The 18,745-nt window shown below is 63.7% G+C and carries 19 protein-coding genes; 10 read left to right on the top strand and 9 right to left on the bottom strand.

Annotated features, from left to right (window positions below; all coding sequences use genetic code 11):
* Window positions 1–29: 29 nt before the first annotated feature.
* From ACOSV0_RS32650 to ACOSV0_RS32625, 6 genes are read right to left on the bottom strand one after another with little or no spacing between them, the layout of a single operon-like run.
* Window positions 30–1,412: an MFS transporter gene (locus ACOSV0_RS32650; RefSeq protein WP_434111663.1), complete on the bottom strand. Its 1,383-nt coding sequence runs from the start codon at window positions 1,410–1,412 to the stop codon at window positions 30–32.
* Complete coding sequence (locus ACOSV0_RS32645; RefSeq protein ID WP_434111661.1) at window positions 1,409–2,128, bottom strand: ABC transporter ATP-binding protein; 720 nt, start codon at window positions 2,126–2,128, stop codon at window positions 1,409–1,411. The genes ACOSV0_RS32650 and ACOSV0_RS32645 overlap by 4 nt, the downstream gene beginning before the upstream one ends.
* The gene (locus tag ACOSV0_RS32640) at window positions 2,125–2,910 is read right to left on the bottom strand and encodes an ABC transporter ATP-binding protein (protein WP_434111659.1); all 786 of its coding nucleotides are present in this window, start codon (window positions 2,908–2,910) and stop codon (window positions 2,125–2,127) included. The genes ACOSV0_RS32645 and ACOSV0_RS32640 overlap by 4 nt, the downstream gene beginning before the upstream one ends.
* Window positions 2,907–3,794 carry a branched-chain amino acid ABC transporter permease gene (locus ACOSV0_RS32635; RefSeq protein ID WP_434111657.1) on the bottom strand — a complete coding sequence of 296 codons (888 nt, stop codon included), beginning with the start codon at window positions 3,792–3,794 and terminating at the stop codon, window positions 2,907–2,909. Before ACOSV0_RS32635 ends, ACOSV0_RS32640 begins: the two co-directional genes overlap by 4 nt.
* Window positions 3,787–4,680 carry a branched-chain amino acid ABC transporter permease gene (locus tag ACOSV0_RS32630; RefSeq protein ID WP_434111655.1) on the bottom strand — a complete coding sequence of 298 codons (894 nt, stop codon included), beginning with the start codon at window positions 4,678–4,680 and terminating at the stop codon, window positions 3,787–3,789. The genes ACOSV0_RS32635 and ACOSV0_RS32630 overlap by 8 nt, the downstream gene beginning before the upstream one ends.
* A gap of 26 nt (window positions 4,681–4,706) precedes the next feature.
* Window positions 4,707–5,810: an ABC transporter substrate-binding protein gene (locus ACOSV0_RS32625; RefSeq protein WP_434111653.1), complete on the bottom strand. Its 1,104-nt coding sequence runs from the start codon at window positions 5,808–5,810 to the stop codon at window positions 4,707–4,709.
* A gap of 305 nt (window positions 5,811–6,115) precedes the next feature.
* On the opposite strand from ACOSV0_RS32625, the gene ACOSV0_RS32620 reads away from it, so the two are divergent.
* From ACOSV0_RS32620 to ACOSV0_RS32575, 10 genes are all read left to right on the top strand, one after another.
* A complete protein-coding gene (locus tag ACOSV0_RS32620) occupies window positions 6,116–6,463 on the top strand; it encodes a RidA family protein (protein WP_434111651.1) in 348 nt (115 codons plus the stop codon).
* An 11-nt stretch (window positions 6,464–6,474) separates the two neighbouring features.
* Complete coding sequence (locus tag ACOSV0_RS32615) at window positions 6,475–7,719, top strand: D-amino acid dehydrogenase (RefSeq protein WP_434111649.1); 1,245 nt, start codon at window positions 6,475–6,477, stop codon at window positions 7,717–7,719.
* A complete protein-coding gene (locus tag ACOSV0_RS32610; RefSeq protein WP_434111647.1) occupies window positions 7,716–8,507 on the top strand; it encodes a maleate cis-trans isomerase family protein in 792 nt (263 codons plus the stop codon). The genes ACOSV0_RS32615 and ACOSV0_RS32610 overlap by 4 nt, the downstream gene beginning before the upstream one ends.
* A gap of 81 nt (window positions 8,508–8,588) precedes the next feature.
* Entirely contained in the window at window positions 8,589–9,302 is a 714-nt protein-coding gene (locus ACOSV0_RS32605; protein ID WP_074296133.1) for a GntR family transcriptional regulator, read from the top strand.
* Between the two features lie 143 nt (window positions 9,303–9,445).
* On the top strand, window positions 9,446–10,330 hold the full coding sequence (locus tag ACOSV0_RS32600) for a glycosyltransferase family 2 protein (RefSeq protein ID WP_434111645.1): 885 nt from the start codon (window positions 9,446–9,448) through the stop codon (window positions 10,328–10,330).
* A gap of 105 nt (window positions 10,331–10,435) precedes the next feature.
* Window positions 10,436–11,371 carry a dihydrodipicolinate synthase family protein gene (locus tag ACOSV0_RS32595; RefSeq protein WP_434111644.1) on the top strand — a complete coding sequence of 312 codons (936 nt, stop codon included), beginning with the start codon at window positions 10,436–10,438 and terminating at the stop codon, window positions 11,369–11,371.
* A gap of 48 nt (window positions 11,372–11,419) precedes the next feature.
* The gene (gene rhmD, locus ACOSV0_RS32590; protein ID WP_434111642.1) at window positions 11,420–12,598 is read left to right on the top strand and encodes an L-rhamnonate dehydratase; all 1,179 of its coding nucleotides are present in this window, start codon (window positions 11,420–11,422) and stop codon (window positions 12,596–12,598) included.
* Window positions 12,599–12,632: 34 nt separating this feature from the next.
* Window positions 12,633–13,415, top strand: a complete 783-nt coding sequence (locus ACOSV0_RS32585) for an SDR family NAD(P)-dependent oxidoreductase (RefSeq protein WP_434111641.1) — start codon at window positions 12,633–12,635, stop codon at window positions 13,413–13,415.
* Between the two features lie 10 nt (window positions 13,416–13,425).
* A complete protein-coding gene (locus ACOSV0_RS32580) occupies window positions 13,426–13,740 on the top strand; it encodes an L-rhamnose mutarotase (protein ID WP_434111639.1) in 315 nt (104 codons plus the stop codon).
* 21 nt (window positions 13,741–13,761) lie between these two features.
* Window positions 13,762–14,658: an amidohydrolase family protein gene (locus ACOSV0_RS32575; RefSeq protein WP_434111638.1), complete on the top strand. Its 897-nt coding sequence runs from the start codon at window positions 13,762–13,764 to the stop codon at window positions 14,656–14,658.
* A gap of 105 nt (window positions 14,659–14,763) precedes the next feature.
* Here ACOSV0_RS32575 and ACOSV0_RS32570 read toward each other — a convergent pair whose 3' ends face one another.
* The 3 genes from ACOSV0_RS32570 to ACOSV0_RS32560 form a co-directional block, all read right to left on the bottom strand.
* On the bottom strand, window positions 14,764–15,912 hold the full coding sequence (locus tag ACOSV0_RS32570; RefSeq protein WP_434111636.1) for a substrate-binding domain-containing protein: 1,149 nt from the start codon (window positions 15,910–15,912) through the stop codon (window positions 14,764–14,766).
* A 130-nt stretch (window positions 15,913–16,042) separates the two neighbouring features.
* Window positions 16,043–17,044, bottom strand: a complete 1,002-nt coding sequence (locus ACOSV0_RS32565) for an ABC transporter permease (protein ID WP_434111635.1) — start codon at window positions 17,042–17,044, stop codon at window positions 16,043–16,045.
* A complete protein-coding gene (locus ACOSV0_RS32560) occupies window positions 17,041–18,642 on the bottom strand; it encodes a sugar ABC transporter ATP-binding protein (protein ID WP_434111633.1) in 1,602 nt (533 codons plus the stop codon). The genes ACOSV0_RS32565 and ACOSV0_RS32560 overlap by 4 nt, the downstream gene beginning before the upstream one ends.
* Window positions 18,643–18,745 lie beyond the last annotated feature (103 nt).

Raw genomic sequence — 18,745 nt, 5'->3', positions numbered from 1 at the left:
TCACGCACAGGCAGCACGCGCGATCCGCCTCAATCCGGCCGCAATGACCTGAACACGAGTCCGAAACCGCCCGCGTAAGCGGCCGCGATCACGGCGAAACCGATGGCTGTCGCGAGTTGCTGGTCGACGATCGAATGCAGGATCACCGAGGCGATCGCGACGCCCAGCAACGAGCCGATTTGCCGGCTGGCGTTGAGCGACGCGGCGGCAAGGTTGGCGTCCGCCGGCCCGGCCGACTGCATCACCGTGAGGTTCATCGCGGGAATCGCCTGCCCGGCGCCGAAATTGGAGACGCCGATCGCGAGCGCGAGCATCCAGTACGGCATCTGCGCGATGTCGATCAGCGCCACCGCGCCGAGCGTCGCGAGCCCGAGCCCCGAGAGCAGCGTGCCGCGCGCGCCCAGACGGGCGCTGACGCGTGCCGACGCAAGATTGCCGGCACCGAACATCGCCATCAGCGGAAACAGGTGAAAACCTGTCTGCAGCGGGTTCTCGCCGCGTTGCTGTTGCAGGTAGAGACTGATCAGGAAAATCTCGGCGAGAATCGCGAAATTGATCGCGAGCCCGAGCAGGCTGCCCGTCACGAATTGCGGATTTCCGAGCAGGGCTTGCGACAGGATCCGGTGGCGCGCGTGCCGCTCGCGCACGATGAACGCGGCGACGGCACCGAGCGTCGCGAGCGCGCAGCCGACGATCGCCGGCGACGTCCAGCCGGTGCTCGGCCCCTGAATCAGCGTGAAGCTGAGCGCGGCCAGTGCCGTTGCGCCGAACAGATGGCCCACGCCGTTCAGCGGACCGGCATGGCGCGGCGAGCGCGCGACATGCCGGTGCGTCAGCCACAGGCCGATCAGGCCCACCGGCAGATTGACCCAGAAAATGCCGCGCCAGCCGATGGCGTTCACGAGCACGCCGCCCACGAACGGGCCGAATGCCATTGCCGCGGACACCAGCGCGCCCCAGATACCGATCATCCGCACGCGCAGCGGCCCGGGCGGAAACGCGAGCGTCAGCAGGCTCAACGAACTCGGCATGAAGAGCGCCGCGCCGACGCCTTGCAGCAACCGGGCAGCGATCAGGATGGCCGGCGTCGCCGCCGCCGCGCACAGCAGCGATGCCGTCACGAAGATGACAAGACCGGTCTGATAGATCGTTCTGGAGCCGAAGCGGTTGGCGAGCGCGCCGCCCCACAGCAGCAGCGCCGCGAAGCTCAGCGTATAGGCGTCGACGACCCAGACCAGCGCGGTCAGCGACAGGGACAGGCTGTCCTGCATCGCCTTCAGCGCGACGTTGACGATGGTGACGTCGAGCATCGCCATCACGAAGCCCGACGCGACCGCGATCATGATCGTAGCCGGCCGGGCGCCGGCGGCGCCGGTTCCAGCCGGGGCGGCATCCACGGCGGGAGGATTCATGCGGCTCTCCCGCCGAGATACAACCGGCGCATCTCGTCGCTCTCCAGCAGCTCTGCGGCGGGCCCGGCGAGCGCCACGCGTCCCATTGTCAGCACGACGCCGCGGTCGGCGATACGCAGTGCTTCGATCGCGTTCTGCTCGACCATCAGGACGCCGATGTGTTCCGCGTCGCGCATCTGAACGATGGCGTCGAACACTTCGTCGACCATTTTCGGCGACAGGCCGGCCGACGGTTCGTCGAGCAACAGCATCACGGGCCTCGGCATCAGCGCGCGCGCGAGCGACACGATCTGACGCTCGCCGCCCGACAATGCCGAGGCGGGAGAGCGATAACGCCGGCGCAACACGGGATACTGCTCGCACAGCTCCTCGATGCGTGCCTCGCGCGGGAACGACGACATCGCGTGGCCGCCCAGCATCAGGTTCTCGCGCACGGTGAGCGCGCCGAATACGTTGTCGGTCTGCGGCACGAAGCCGATGCCATGCTCGCGGACCTTGCGATTGACGGGGACGCGCGCGAGATCCCCGCCCTGCATCGTGACGCTTCCCGAACGCGGCAGCAGGAAGCCCGCGATCGCCTTGAGCAGCGTCGATTTCCCGCAGCCGTTCGGACCGAGGATCGTTACGATGTCGATCGGCCCGACGCGCAGCGATATCCCGTGCAGGATGTCGACTTCCGGCGTGTAGCCCGCAAACAGATCCCGGACCTCGATCATGGCGTCTCCAGCGGTCGGGCGGCGCGATGCGCGCGGCCCAGGTACGCATCGAGCACGCGGCGGTTCTTGTCGAGCTCGGCGGGCTTGCAGTTCGCGATCGCGGCACCCCGGTCGAGCACCACGCAGCGCTCGCATAGCTCGCGGATGAAGTGCATGTCGTGCTCGATCACGACGAGCGTCACGCCCAGGCCGTGAATGCGCCGCAGCTCGTCGATCAGCTCGCCGCGCAGGTTGGGGTGAACCCCCGCGGTCGGCTCGTCGAGCAGCAGCAGTTTGGGTTCGGTCATCATCGCGCAGGCGATGCTGAGGAGTTTTTTCTGCCCGCCCGAAATCGACGCGGCGGGCAGGTGGGCGACCGCGGTGAGCTTCAACTGCTCGAGAAGGGCGCTGGCGCGCGCATGGGTGGCCTGTTCGATGCGGCGGGTCGCGCGGCCGCGCAACAGCGCTGCGCACAGTTGATGATGCTCGGACGACGCGGCCATCGTCAGTTCGAGTACCGACATGCGGGTGGGCATCGACGGCAATTGAAAAGTGCGGCGAATCCCGCGTTGCGCGATGCGATGCGGCGCGAGCGGGTCGATGCGGCGCCCGTCGAAGCGGATTGCGCCGCTCGCGAGCGGCGTGAAGCCGGTGACCGCGTTCAGCACCGTGCTCTTGCCGGAGCCGTTCGGCCCGAGCAGGCCGACGATCTCGCCGCTGTCGATCGACAGCGTGAGACCCGACAGCACGGTGTTGCCGCCGTAGCGGATGGCGATGCCGTCCAGTTCGAGAAGGGCTGTCATGAGAGCGTCTCCAGGCGTTCCGGCAGCAAGCCGCGCGGCCGCCACAACAGACAGGCAAGCAACATCAGACCGACCAGCCCGAGGCGCACCGCGCCGGCCAGGTCGCTGCTGACGCCGAGCCAGTCTTTCAGGAACGGCGCGAACGAATACACGGACTGGACCAGCAGCCCGCCGAGCAGCACGCCGAGGTTGCTGCCGAGGCCGCCCACCATCACGATGGTCCAGAGCGCGAAGGTTTCGGAGGGCACCATGACGTCTGGGCCGACGTAACTGATGTAGTAGGTGAGCAGCCCGCCGGCGAGCGCGGCGGGAAGCGCCGCGGCGACCGACGCGCGCATCTTCAGCGACACGGGGTCGTAGCCGAAGCACACCGCAAGCGATGTCTCTTCCCGCATCACTTTGAGCGCGCGGCCGAAGCGGCTGTGGATGATGCGCGCGTAGCCGCCGTAGACGAGCGCGAGGCAGAGCGCGGCGAGCGCAAGAAACGCGAGGTCGCGCCACGGTGCGGGAAGGTCCGCGAACAGCGGGCGGATGCCGCCGATGCCTTGCGCGCCACCCGTCAACCAGGACTCGTTGAGTGCGACCGTGCGCAGAATCTCCGCGATCGCGAGCGTCGCGATGCCCCAGTAGTCGGACGATAGCTGGCGGCCGAGCCGGGCGGTCGCGACGGCGAGCACGGCCGCCGCGACGAGAGCCAGCAGCAGTGCGGCGGGCAGCGGCCAGCCGAGCTGCGACGCGATGCCGGCAGCGTAGGCGCCGAGACCCGCGAACGCGATGAAGCCGAAGTTGACCATCCCGGCGTAGCCGGCTTGCAGATTCAGACCCAACGCCATCATCGCGTACAGGCAGACCAGGGTCAGCAGATGGATCAGGAAGCTAGACACGCCGCACCTCCCGGTCGAAGATGCCGTACGGACGGACCATCAGCGTGACGAGCAGGATCAGGAACGAGACCGCGCTCACGTAGGCAACCGGGAAGAACTGCATCGAGCGGCCCACCAGCGAACCGAAATCGACGTTGATGACGAGCGTCTCGGCAAGCGCAATCAGGAGCGCTCCGGCGGCAGCGCCGAGCGGGTTGCCGAGGCCGCCGAGGATGGCGGCCGAGAACACCGGAATCAACAGGTTGTTGCCGAGATTGACGTGCACGCTTTCGGTGAGGCCGAGCATCGTGCCGCCCAGCGCCGCCAGCACGCCGCTCGCGAATGTGATCAGGTTCGTTACCCGGTTCGCGTCGATACCGGAGGCGAGCGCGAGCGGCCGGTTCGATGCCAGCGCGCGCATCGAACGGCCGAGGTTGGTTCGATACAGCAGCACGGAAAAGATCAGCAGCGTGAGCGCACCGCACGCAATCGAGCCCGCCTGCGCGGACGACACCGCCACCCCGCCGAGCGTCAGGGGCGCGCTGATGTCCTGCGTGTATTGCAGCGGCCGGGAACCCGCCGTACCGAGTACGAGCGCGACGGCAATCAGCGATACCGCGAGCGAGCCGATCATCGCGACGGCGCTGCCGGAGCGCAGCAGTCGCATGAAGACGAAGATATTCAGCAGCACCGCGAGGCAGCCGACGAGCACGCACGACAGCGCGGCCGCGAGTCCGAGGGGCAGGCCCGCGCGTTGCCCGGCGAGCGACAGGAACGCGCCCAGCATGGCGTACTGCACGTGCGCGACATTCGGGAAACGGATCAGCGAATAGAGCGTCGACAGGCCGACCGAGACGAGCAGTAGATCGGACGTGCGGATCAGAACGTCGAGAAGAAACTGCAGCATGATGGGCTCCGGTAGCGCCGCCGCCCTTACTGCGCGGCGACGGTTTGCTTGAACGACACCTTCTCGTAGGGCTGGGCAATGCGCTGGCCGTCGCTGTCGAATGAAATCGCGCCTGTCACGCCCGCATACGCCTTGCCGAGGGCGTCGAACGCCGCGCGGATTTTGGCCGGATCGGTCGAGTGCGCGTAGTTGATCGCCGCGGCCGACAGCATCGTCGCGTCATAGGCGTAGCTGCCGAAGGCGGAACGCGGCTCTTCCTTGTAGGCGGCCTCGTAGGCTTCTTCGTACGCCTTTGCACCTACGCCGCCCGAAGCGACTTCGAGACCGATCTGGCCGCGCGCGATCTGCGGCGGCGTATCGCTCGTGCACATCGTCAGGTAGATGCCGTACCACGGGCTCTTGTTCAACTGCATGTCATACGCCTGGCGGTTGATGGTCGCCGCTTCCTGGCCGTACGCGCTGTAGACGTAGGCATCGGGATTGGCGCGCGCCATCTGCTCCAGTTCGCGGCGATAGGTCGATTGCCCTTCGGTATAGAGCACGACGGCCGCGACTGTGCCGCCCAGCGCCTCGAAGCGCTTCTTGAATTCGTCGGCGATGCCCTGGCCGTAGCCGTTGTTGGGCGCGATGAACGCGACGCGGCGCAACTTCCGGTCGAACACGTCCTGCGCGGCGAAGCGCGCGGACAGGTTGTCGAGGCCGATCACGCTGAACGAACCGGGGCCGATCTTGCGAATCTGCTGGCTCGACGAACCGATATTCACGTGCACGTCGCCCTGACGCACCAGGAACTGGCCGACCGGAATCGTGATCGACGACGAGAATTCACCGAGCACGACCGGCACGTGATCGACCGTGGCGAGCTTGCGGGCGGCGTCCAGCGCGGTGTTCGCACCGCCCCCGGAATCCTCGATCCTGACCTGCAGTTTCTGGCCGAGCACGCCGCCCTGAGCGTTGATCTTCGCGACGGCGAGTTCGATGCCGCGGCGCTGATCCTCGCCGATCGACGCGCTCGATCCCGTTAGCGGCAACACGGCGCCGACGCTTGCGTCGGCGTGCGCATCGGGCAGATGAGACAGGCCGAAACACAGTGTCACGAAGGCTTCGATTCCCCAGCGGCGCAGCTTCATTGTCGTTCTCCAAAAGCGTCGATAGTTGTGATTGATATACAGAAGTGTCGACAGAATCACAGAACAAAAAACGTTTGGGAATTTTTTTAAACGGCTGCGTCTGAAATTTTCAGGCACGCTATTTTTTCGTATAAATCCCTGTTTTAAAGCATGTTTGCACAAGGATTGAGAAATCCGGCGCACCACGATAAGGATCGCGAATCGAAGTGGGGAATCGGCGTAAATTGATTAAAAAAGTGTATACAGTGTTGAATTTTGATGGCTAGAATGCATTCAACCTGAATCGATTGGCGGAGGCTCGGAAGATGGACATCAAGCGCTATGGAGTGGGCGACAGGATGAGTCAGATGGTCGTGGTCGGCGGGCTGGCATTCATTGCCGGGCAGGTTGCCGGCGACAGCAGTCTCGATGTAGCCGGTCAGACGCGTCAGATCCTCGACAAGATCGACAGCCTGCTCGACAGCGTAGGTGCGGACAAACGCCGGATCGTGTCGGCCAGCATCTGGCTGGCCGACTACCGCAGCTTCGCGGATATGAACCGGGTCTGGGATGCATGGGTGCCCAAAGGCGACGCGCCGGCGCGCGCCTGCGTGGAATCGAAGCTCGCGTTTCCCGAGTACACGGTAGAAATCGCGGCGATAGCGGCCCTATAGGAGCGAGGCGGATGAAAACGGTCGTTCTGGGCGGCGGCATCGTTGGTGTGACCACAGCTTATTTCCTCGCGAAAGCGGGCGACGAAGTCGTCGTGGTTGATCGATGCGAAGGTGTCGCGCTCGAAACCAGTTTTGCCAATGCGGGCTTGATCGCGCCGGGCCACTCGTACACGTGGGCGTCGCCGCGCGCGCCGAAAATTCTGTTGAAGTCGCTCTTCGCGGAGGGGCAGGCGTTGCGGCTCAAGTTGAATGCGGACTGGCGGATGTGGGCCTGGTGCTGGCTGTTCCTGCGCAACTGCACGGTTGAGCGTTCGCGTTTGAACACATCGCGCAAGGTGCGCCTGTGCCGCTATTCGCAGCAACTGCTGCAGCAGACAACCCAGGCCGAGCGGCTGACATACGACCGCATCAGCCGCGGATTGCTGTATCTGTACCGTGATCCTGCGTCGTTCGAGCGTGGCGTGTCGAACATGTCGATCCTGGCCGATAGCGGGCTGCCGCTCCTGACGCTGGACCGGCACGCGGTGATTGCGCGGGAACCGGCGCTCGCGGCTTCGGCGAGCGGCATAGAAGGCGCGATCTACTGCCCATCCGACGAAAGCGGCGACGCGCATTTGTTTACTCGCGAACTCGAACGGCGATGCCGGGAACTCGGTGTCGAGTTCCAGTTGGGCACGACGATCCGCGAGGTGCGCGCGAGCGCGGACCAGATTGATTACGTCGACACATCGCGAGGCCAGGTGAGCGGCGATCGTTATGTGCTCGCGCTAGGTTCATATTCACCGTTCCTCGCACGCCGGCTCGGCTATCGTCTGCCGATTTACCCGGTCAAGGGCTATTCGGTCACGCTGCCGATCGACGCGTCGCACGAGCCGCCGACGCTCGGTGGCGTCGAGGAGAGCCAACTGGTCGCATGGGCGCGGTTCGGGCAACGCTTGAGGCTGACGGCGACGGCGGAGTTCTGCGGGTACGACACGAACCATTCGCCGGCGGATTTCTCGCACATGCTGCAGACCTCGAAGGCGCTGTTTCCGAACGGCGCGGATTATCAGCGTCCGTCGTACTGGGCGGGCCTGCGGCCAATGACGCCTGAAGGCACGCCGCTGATCGGCCCGACCCGGCATCGCAACCTGTTCTTCAACACCGGGCACGGTCATATGGGCTGGACCATGTCGTGCGGCACCGCGAAGATACTCGTCGACCTGATGAGTGGTCGACGCCCCGACATCGACATCACAGGGATGACACTGCAGTGAGCGAACTTCAATCGAGCCTTATCGACTCTCCTCCGGGCGCATACGCGCGCTTCGGTTTTTCGCTGGACGACGGGATCGCGGGGCGCGCGGCGATCGGCCTCGTCGTGCTGGCGACCGATCATACGATCGAGTTTGAGTGGCGGCGCATGCTGTCGTTCGACGGTGTGGCGTTCTACGAAAGCCGGGTTGCCAATTCGGCCGAGATCACGGCTGAGACGCTCGCCGAGATGGACGGCCGGATCGCGGCGGCGGTCGAGCTGATTCGCCCTGGCGAGCATCTCGATGTGGTCGCGTTCGGTTGCACGTCGGCTTCGATGGTGCTGGGCGAGGAGCGGGTGTTCGAACGTATCCGCGAGGCGCGCCCGGGCGTCGCCTGTACGACGCCCATCACCGCCGCGCGCATCGCGCTCGACGCGCTCGGCGCCCGGCGGGTGGCGTTGCTGACGCCGTATGAGCGCCCGATCAACGACGCAATGAGCCATTACCTCAAGGCGCGCGGCGTCGATGTGGTCAGTGTCGGCTCGTTCGAGCATCGCGACGACAACGAAGTGGCCCGTATCGATCGCGCCTCGCTCGAACACGCGGTACTCGAACTGGGCCGCGATCCGGACGTCGATGCGGTGTTCGTTTCCTGCACGAGTCTGCGGCTCGCCGACGCCATCGCCGAGATCGAAGCAAAGCTGGGCAAGCCGGTTTTGTCGAGTAATCATGCATTGGCCTGGCATGCGTTGCGGCTCGGCGGCGTCGAAGACCGCTTGCCGCAGTTTGGCCGGCTATTTACGATTTGAACGAATGTGGAGGCGGCGGCCATCGGGCGGCCGGCAGGTGTAGTCGATAATGAGCTGTAGCGAAATGAACCAGGAGACACGATGGCTGCGAATTCCGTGATGGTGCGTCCGGGGGCGCGGGAAACCAGCGCGCCCAAGCGGGCAGGACTGACGGTAAACGAGATTTACGAGCAGTTGAAGCAGATGGCGGTGCTGTACAAGATCCGCCCCGGCGAGCGGGTCAACGAACTGGAACTGGCGGAGCGCTTCGACGTCAGCCGTACGCCGATCCGCGAGGCGCTTAACCGGCTGGTGGCGGAGAACCTGTTGACCTTCGTGCCGAACCGGGGTTTTTTCATTCGGGAACTGGATGGGAAAGAAGTGTTCGATCTTTTCGAGTTGCGCCGCACGATCGAATCGACCGCGGTGATGCTGGCTTGCGAACGGGCGTCGGACAACGACATCAAGACGTTGCGCAGGTCGTGGAAGCAGGTGATGAAGAGCGCGGAGCGGATGCCGTCCGACGAGCTCGTCGTCAAGGATGAGACGTTTCACCTGGAGCTGGCCGCGCTGTCGGGCAACGCGGAAATCGGCCGGGTGCTGCAGGGTATCAACGCGCGGATCCACTACGTGCGGTGGGTGGACGTCGACCAGCGGCGCAACGAGGCGTTCACCGAGCATCTGCATATCCTCGATGCGCTGGCGGCACGCGACGTCGAACGTTGCATGGCGCTGACGGATACGCATATCCGCTGGCGGATGGAAGAGATCACGCGCGTCGTGCATGCGAGCGTGATCAAGCTGTACGCGAAATAACGGGCGGGCCGCGGGGTTTCCAGACAAGTGGGGAAACGCCGCAGCGCACCGTGCCGGTACGGGACGCAGTCGATCGACAGGAGGACGGACTCGCTCGCAGGCAGGGGCGAGAGACCATCATCTCTTCGCAACGAGGCGCCGTCATGAAGCATGGCACACTGATCACGCTTTACAAACCGACCCAGGAGCAGGTCGACCATCTGGTGGATTTGCCACGATTGAGCCCTGTGGTCGTGGCTGTCGATAACTCCCCGAGCGTGGACGAGCAACTGCACACGCGGCTAAGAGCGCATGGCGTCGACGTGGTCGTCAACCGGAATCGTGGCGGTATCGCCGGGGCGTTCAATGCGGGCGTTCAGTTTCTGATCGATCGCGGCTGCGATGTCTTTTTCATTTTCGACCAGGACTCCTATATCCCGGACGATTATTTCGACCGCATGCTGGAAGGATGCGCCGCGGTGGGCGATCGCCGGTTCCTGGTCGGGCCGCGAATATTCAACCTGAACTTCAACCGCGATCTGCCGCTCTTCACGGTGCGCCGCTGGTCGGCGCAGATCAAGCGGATCAACGACGGCGCGCACGGCCTGCTGCGCTGCTCGGTGATCATCTCATCGGGAACCGCCATCTCGCTGGAAGCGTACCGGGAGCTCGGACAGTTCCGCGAGGATTTTTTCATCGACCACGTCGACGCCGAATACTGCATGCGCGCGCAGGCTCACGGCGTGCCGGTGTGCGTGAACGCGGACGTGTCGCTACCGCATGAGCTCGGCAAGCCGCCGGCGCACCAGCATTGGCCGCAGGTCGACATCTTCGATCAGAGCGCCTTGCGCCACTATTACGCGGCACGCAATTGCATTCTGGTGGCGCGCGACTACTGGCGCCGCTATCCGGCAATGTTGCTGATCAACCTGATCACGTTGAAGCATGTCGCGTTCATTTTGCTTCACGCCAAGGAAAAGCGCACGAAACTGCAGGCGATCCTGTGTGGCGTGACCGATGGGTTGCGTGGACGGTACGGCCGGGTCTGACGTTCGCCGGAACCGTTCTTTCCTGTCGTGAATCTTCAACGTGATATCTGATAGATACGATTGTATAGATAAATACGGAATGCTAATCAAAATTAAGGAGCCACAATGAACCGAGTGTCGCCCGGCGTACGCCGTTACACAGGAGCGTATTCCGTTGCTCCGACGATCTTTACCGAACAGGGGAACCTCGATCTCGAGGGCCAGAAACGCTGCATCGATTTCATCATCGACGCCGGTGCGGATGGTCTCTGCATTCTCGCGAACTACTCGGAGCAGTTTTCGCTGTCGGACCCCGAACGCGAGCGCCTGACCGCGACGATACTCGATCATGTGGCCGGGCGCGTGCCGGTGATCGTGACCACGACGCATTTCAACCCGCGCATCTGCGCGGAGCGCAGCCATGACGCACAGGCGCGTGGCGCGGCGATGGTCATGATCATGCCGCCGTATCACGGCGCCACGATCCGGTGCGGCGAAGCGGCGATCCATGCGTTCTTCAGCGACGTATCGGAGCGCATCGAGATTCCCATCATGTATCAGGATGCGCCGATGAGCGGTACCCAGGTGTCGGCTGCTTTTCTTGCGCGGATGGCACACGAGATTCCTAACCTGAGCTACTTCAAGATCGAGGTACCCCAGTCGGCCGCCAAGCTGCGCGAACTGATCGAGCTGGGCGGCGACGCCATCGAAGGGCCGTGGGACGGCGAAGAAGCGATCACGCTGCTCGCGGATCTCGACGCGGGCGCGACCGGCAGTGTGCTGGGAGCCGGCTACCCGGACGGCTTGCAGCCGATCATTCGCGAATACCTGGCGGGCAATCGCGAGGAGGCGGTGCGTATCTACGAGAAATGGCTGCCGTTGATCAACTTCGAGAATCGCCAGTCCGGCCTGATGGCGTGCAAGGCTTTAATGAAGGAGGGCGGGATTATCGCCTCCGACACGCCGCGCCGGCCGCTGACGCCGCTTCATCCGGCTACCCGCCAGAGTCTTGTCGAAATCGCACGGCGCCTCGACGCACTTGTGCTGCGCTGGGCGCACTAAGCCTCGCCGCCCGTTGCGATCCGGTCTTTCGTATATGGAGTGACGTTCATGAGCATGCCCACCATTCGACACATCCGCGCGCTGACGGTTCGAGGCGGCGGCGCCGACTATCACGACCAGGGCAGCGGCCATTGGATCGACGATCACATCGCGACGCCGATGGCGCGTTATCCGGAGTATCGGCAAAGCCGCCAGTCGTTCGGCATTAACGTATTGGGCACGCTCGTCATCGAGATCGAGGCGAGCGACGGCACCGTGGGTTTTGCCGTGACGACGGGCGGCGAGATCGGCGCGTTTATCGTCGAGCGGCACCTGGCCCGCTTTATCGAAGGGCAGCGCGTGACCGACATCGAAAAGATGTGGGATCAGATGTATTACGCGACGCTCTATTACGGACGCAAGGGTGTCGTGCTGAACGCGATCTCCGGCGTCGATCTGGCGCTCTGGGACCTGCTGGGAAAGATTCGCGGCGAACCGGTGCATCAACTGCTCGGCGGCAAGGTTCGGGACGAACTGCAATTCTATGCGACCGGTGCGCGGCCGGATCTCGCAAAGGAAATGGGTTTTATCGGCGGCAAGCTGCCGCTGCAGCATGGTCCCGCGGAGCAGGAGGATGGGCTGCGCCGCAATCTCGAGAAGCTGGCCGACATGCGAAGCCGGGTCGGCCCGGACTTCTGGTTGATGTACGACTGCTGGATGAGCCTCGATCTGCCGTACGCGACGAAGCTCGCGCATCGTGCGCAGGAATTCGGTCTCAAGTGGGTCGAGGAATGCCTGCCGCCCGACGATTATTGGGGCTACGCGCAACTGCGCGCTAACGTTCCGCGCGGCATGCTGGTAACGACGGGTGAGCACGAAGCCACGCGCTGGGGTTTCCGGATGCTGCTCGAAATGGAGTGCTGCGACATCATCCAGCCCGACGTCGGCTGGTGCGGCGGTATCACCGAACTGATCAAGATCTCGGCGCTGGCGGATGCGCGGGGCGTGCTGGTGATCCCGCATGGTTCGTCGGTTTACAGCTATCACTTCGTGACGACGCGTCACAACAGTCCGTTCGCCGAGTTCCTGATGATGGCGCCGGATGCCGGCCGGGTCGTCCCGATGTTCGCGCCGCTGCTGCTGGACGAGCCCGTGCCCGTCAACGGCAGGATGAAGGTGCCCGACACGCCGGGTTTCGGCGTCAGGCTGAATCCAGAGGTGCACACCCAGCGGCCGTATGCACGTTGATCCCGGCTCGTGGCAGGCCACTGGAGGGGCATCCATGCTGCTCAAAGACAAGGTCGTGGTGGTGACGGGCGGGTCGCGAGGCATCGGGCGCGCGATCGCGCTGGCATGTGCGCGGCACGGCGCTCATGTCGTGCTGAACTACTGGAGCAATCCGCTGCTGCCGGGACAGCTCGATCATCAGATCGACAGCCTGCTCGACGAGATCCGCGGCGCCGGGCGTGAAGCGATCGCTGTGCCGGGCGATATCGCGCGTCCGGAGACGGCTGTGGACCTCGTGGCTCGCGCGGTCGATGCATTCGGACGAGTCGACGTGCTCGCGAGCAACGCCGGCATCTGCCCGTTTCACGCGTTTCTCGATCTGCCGTCCGAGCTATTGCAGCGGACCATGGAAGTCAATCTGCATGGGGCGTTCCATGTCGCGCAGGCGGCGGCGAAACAGATGGTCCGGCAAGGCGGGGGCGGGGCGATCGTCGCGACGAGCTCGATCAGCGCGCTCGTCGGCGGTGCGCTGCAGACTCATTACACGCCGACCAAGGCCGGCGTGCACGCGCTAATGCAGTCGTGCGCGGTCGCGCTGGGGCCGCACCGGATCCGTTGCAATTCGGTTTTGCCGGGCACGATCCGGACCGAGATCAACGAGGCCGACCTGAGCGCGCCCGGCAAGACCGCCTATTTCGAGCGGCGGATTCCGCTCGGCAGGCTCGGGGAGCCGGACGACGTTGCCGACTGCGTGGTGTTCCTCGCCTCGGATATGGCGCGCTACGTGAACGGCGCGGCGCTGCTGGTCGACGGAGGCCTGTTCGTCAATCTGCAATGAGCGAGGGTGCATGGAAACGATCGCATTCCGGATGCAATTGAGGCCAAGCGAAGAGGCGGCTTATCGCGCGCGGCACGACGCAATCTGGCCAGAACTCACGCAGATCTTGCGCGATGCGGGCATCGCCGACTACTGGATATTTCTCGACGACGAGACTCATCACCTGTTCGCGGTGCTCAAGCGATCTGCGAATCACACGATGAACCGGCTTGCCGACGAGGACGTGATGAAGCGCTGGTGGGCCTATATGGCGGATCTGATGGCGACACATCCTGACGGGCGCCCACGTGAGCACCCGCTTAAACCGATGTTCCATATGGCGTGACGCCGCAGACAGGGGAGAGCCATGCAAGTAGTCGATCCGCACATTCATTTCTGGGACGCCGATACGTTGCGCTACAGCTGGCTGGATGCTGCCCAGCCGGCGTTTTCGGGCGATACCGCCCGGCTGCCCAGGGTGTACGGACCCGATGCGTTGTTCGCCGACAGCGCCGCGGAGATCGACGTGCTGAAGGTCGTGCATGTCGAGGCGATTCATGACGCGTGGACGTCTCCGACGGAAGTCGACTGGCTGCAGGCGCTCGCGGACGATCCGCTGTCGTCGGGCAAGCCCGAGGGTATCGTCGCGGGTGTCGACCTGCTGCGCGCGGATGCGGGCGCGCTGCTGGCCGATGCGGCGGCCCACCGCAACGTGCGGGGCATTCGTCAGGTGCTCAACCGGCACGGCGATCCCCGGTATAACTATGTCGCGCTCGATTATCTGAGCGAACCGCGCTGGTTGGAACACTTCAGACTACTGAGGGAATTCGGGCTGTCCTTCGATCTGCAGTTATATCCCTCGCAGGTGGATGCGGCGTCGACGCTGATCGAAGCCAATGCGCAGACGCCGTTCATCGTCAATCATGCGGGCATGTTTGTCGACCGGGACACCGTGGGCGGTTATCGGGCATGGCGCGACGGCTTGCGCCGCCTTGCGCGCCACGCGAATGTATCGGTGAAGATCAGCGGGCTGGCCATGTTCGATCACCACTGGACGGTGGAAAGCTTCCGTCCCTATGTACTCGAGACAATCGATGCGTTTGGCGTGCCGCGCTGTATGTTCGCGTCGAATTTCCCTGTCGATCGGCTGCATGCCAGCTATGCGGCGTTGTGGAATGCGTATGCGAGGATCGTCTCGGGCGCGACAGCCGCCGAGCAGCGTGCTTTGTTTGTGGAGAATGCGGAACGGATTTATCGCATTTGAGTTTGCCGTATACGAGGCAACGGACAAGCGCATAGTCCGTGTTTGCGGAAAGCCAGACCGTATGAGTACCTTGCTCCACCGGAGCAAGGTACCGTGCCGAGAGTTTTACCCGCAAGCCGGCTTGGCTTTCTTGCACGCGTCCGCAAGCTGGGGCGGCGGGTCCTTCTTGAACACCGTCTTATACGACTCGAGCACATTCGACTGAACCACCGGCAGAGACTGAACGCCGATCCACGCCGGCGGCGTCTGGCCGATCAGCGCCTTCATCATCGCCATGGCTTCGGCTACGCCTTGATCGTATGGGCGCTGCGAGCCGGTTGCCTTGAGCGGTCCGCCTTTGGCAATCTCGATCGCGGACTGAAGGCCGAGATCGACCGTCGTGACGGGAATATTCACGCCTTGTGCCCGCATCGACGTCAGCGTGTCGAGCGCCGGTTGATCCCAAACGGCGAACAGCCCCTTGACGTCCGGATTCCCGGTGAGGAAATCGCCTGCGATTTGCCCGACCTTCGACGGATCCGTAAAGGCAACCTGCTTGACCTTGATGTCCGGGCGATTTTTCTTGATCCAGTCGTTGACGGCCTTGGTGCGTTCCGTCGTGCTGAAGTAATCCACGCCGAAATTCACGAGCCCGATGGTGGCCCCCTGTGGAACGCACGAAGCGAGCACTTTCGCCGCGATCTGGCCGTTGCCTTCGCTGTCGGCGGAAATCATCGACGCGTATTGCTCAGGATGCTTGAGGCCGGTCGGCACGTTGTCCATGAACACGAGTTTGATCCCGGCTTCGGACACTTTCTTGTAGGTGGCGGCCGTGGCCGTGCCGTCGACCGGAATCGAGATGATGCCGTCCGGATGGCGCTGGATGGTGTTCTCGATATCCGCGATCTGCTTGTCGACCTGGTATTCCGCCGACGCCGTGCCGATCACTTCCACGCCGTATTTCCTGAGCGTATCCGTGATGCCTTGCACCTGCAATTGCGACCAGTCGAGATTCATGGTCTGCATCGAAATGCCGACCTTGAATTTGCCGGCCTTGATTTTGGCGATGTCGGCGTCGCTCAGCTTCACGGCATCCACCGAAGCAGCTTTTTCGCCGTTCGGCCCTTGCCCGACAATCGTCTTCGGTCCGATCGAACCGGCCGGCAGGCTGGTCACGCATTGCGCGTAAGCGCCCGACGCTGCCAGCGCCATGACGGCGGCCGCCGTCGCGATGACGCTGGGTAGAACACTTCCTGAGCCACGACGATGTTTCATGATTCTTCTCCGTTGGTCTTCATGTTTGTGTTACGTCTCCTGCCATTCACGAACAACGCGGGCACATGACTTCACGTGTGATCGACGTGCACCTCGTTACTTCCTGGGTTACTTCGTACTCACTTCCAGCTCATTTTCTGGTGAAAGCCACAGCCGCGACGATGATCGCCCCCTTGATAACCAGCTGCAGCGATGAACTGACGCCGAGCAGAACCAGCCCGTTATTGAGCGTGCCGATGATGAGACTGCCGAGCAGCGTGCCGAGTACAAAGCCGCGGCCGCCGAACAGACTGCAGCCGCCGAGCGTCACCGAAGCGATCACATCGAGTTCGAGTCCTTGCACGACGTCGGGCCGTGCCGCATGCGAGCGCGCGGCGAGCACGAGCGCGGCGAGCCCGGCCAGCGCACCGGTGAGAATGAAGGCGAGGGTGGTCACGCGCCGCGTGTTGATGCCGGAGTAGAGCGCCGCCGTTGGATTGCCGCCGGCCGCATAGATCTGCCGGCCGAACACGCTGTAGTGCAGCAGCAGGATGCCGGCGATCACGGTCAGCACCGTCCAGATAATCGGCACCGGCACACCGGCAATGTCACCCTCGCCGAAGATCGAGATGAACGAGTCGTTGGTGATGATCTCGGGCCGCGTTGTCGTCACCATCAGCGCGAGTCCGCGTGCCGCGCTCAAGGTGCCGAGCGTCACGAGAAACGAGGGAATGTTCAGCCGCGTGGTCACGACCCCGTTGATCGCGCCGACGATTGCGCCGGTGCCGATGCCGGCAATCGCGCCGATGATCCAGCTGTCGCTGACATGCGACATGGCGAGCGCCGCGGACATGCCCGACAGTGCCAAGGTCGATCCCACCGACAGATCGATCTGCCGCGCAATGATCACGAAGGTCATGCCGATTGCGACGATCGACACGAGTGCAGTCTGGCGGCCGATATTCAGGAAATTGTCGACGGAAAGAAACCAGGGCGAGGCGAAGCTGAACACCACCAGCAGGATCGCGAACGCGCCGTAGAGCGCGTAGGGGCGGTCGCCTTGCAGCAGCAGTTGCGCGATACGCCGCATACGGCTTTTCTGCGGTGGCGATGCCTGCCGTTCAGACGTCAGCGGCGAGACGGAGTCGTTCATATTGCGTGCTCGATGGAAGAACGGGACAGTTGGATCAGGTGATGAAGCGCCTCGGCGTTGGCGAGTTCGGCGCGTTCGACCGTCTTGACGATCGAGCCGTCCGCAACGATCGAAATCCGGCTGCACAGGCGCAACAGTTCGTCGAGGTCCGAGGACACGACGAGCACGCCGGTGCCCGCCTGCGCGGCGTCATGGACCACGCCGTAGATTTCCTCGCGGGCGCCGACGTCGACACCGACCGTCGGTTCGTCGAGCAGAAGAATCTTGGGGCGCGGATGGTTCCACTTTGCAAACACCACTTTCTGCTGGTTGCCGCCGGACAGGAATTTAACCGCGGTCGACGAGCCCGGTGCCTTGACGGACAGCTCGCTCATCGAGCGCTTCGCCTGGTGGACGGCCGCCTGGCTGCGCAGCCATCCCCAGCGGGAAAATTGCGGCAGGCGCGGCAAGGTCAGGTTGCGCTCGATCGAATGTTCGAGAACGAGCCCTTCAAGATGGCGATCTTCGGGTACCAGCGCCACGCCGAGCTGGATGGCTGCGGCGGGCGTGATCCGCGTGTGGGATTGACCGTCGATCACGATGGCACCCGCCTCGATCCTGCGAATGCCAAAGATGGTTTGCAGTATTTCCGTGCGCCCGCTGCCGATCAATCCCGCGAGCCCGTGGATCTCGCCACGGCGAATTATGAGGTCGACGTGGTGAAGCCGGTCGTTGCTGACGTTCGACAACTTGAGCATGGGCGCCGCGGCGGCATGGAACGTGGCCAATGTGTGCCGCTCGAGCACAGACTCTTCACTCGCCATGCCGGCAGCCGTCCGCTCCCTCGCCTGCAACGCGGCGTGGCCAGGGCCCACGATCGCCGCGACCAGTTGCTTCATATCGGTCTGCGCCGTCTGGAACACACCGGCATTGGCTCCGTCGCGAAACACGGTGACACGCTGCGAAATCCGGAACACCTCGTTCAACCGATGCGTCACGTAGATCACGCCGACGCCGCGATTCGTGACCGTGCGAATCGCGTCGAACAGGATCTGCTCTTCACCGCCCGTCAGCGCTGACGTGGGCTCGTCGAGGATCAGCACGCGCACGTCGCCCATCAGCGCCTTGCAGATTTCGGTCATTTGCCGGTACGCGAACGGCAACGTGCCAACCGGTGTGCGCGGATCGAGCGGAATGCCGTGCGAGCGGAGGAAGTCGCTGACGGTCGCCATCAGTTGCCGGTTCTTTACGAAACCGAGACGCGTGCGAGGCTCGCGTCCCAGCATCAGATTCGCGCCGACCGACAGCGATTCGACCAGGCTCAGATCCTGGTAGACCACGGCGATGCCCGCTTCACGCGAGCGCGCCGGCGAATCGAACGCCACTTTCTCGCCGGCGATTTCGATGACGCCGTCGTCGTAGGTATGAACGCCGCTGAGAATCTTGATCAACGTGGATTTGCCCGCGCCGTTTTCGCCGAGCAAGGCGTGGACTTCGCCCGGCAACACGTCAAGGCTGACGCCGCGCAGCGCTTGCACGCCGCCAAATCGCTTGGTGACGCCCGCAACGCGGATCAATGGAACCTGAGGCGATGGCGCGACCGCAACCGGCTCACTCATGTGGCATGTCTCCTTCGTCGAGACGACGAAATTTTTCTCTTTGTATGGTGCTGGCGGTCGAAACCGTGTTGTGATCTTCGCATCATGAATATGGTGCGTCAAT

The sequence above is a fragment of the Paraburkholderia caffeinilytica genome (assembly GCF_051027425.1).
Taxonomy (GTDB): Bacteria; Pseudomonadota; Gammaproteobacteria; order Burkholderiales; family Burkholderiaceae; genus Paraburkholderia; species Paraburkholderia caffeinilytica_A.
The sequence above is the reverse complement of the archived record's forward strand: the minus strand, read 5'-3'. Positions and strand labels throughout refer to the sequence as shown.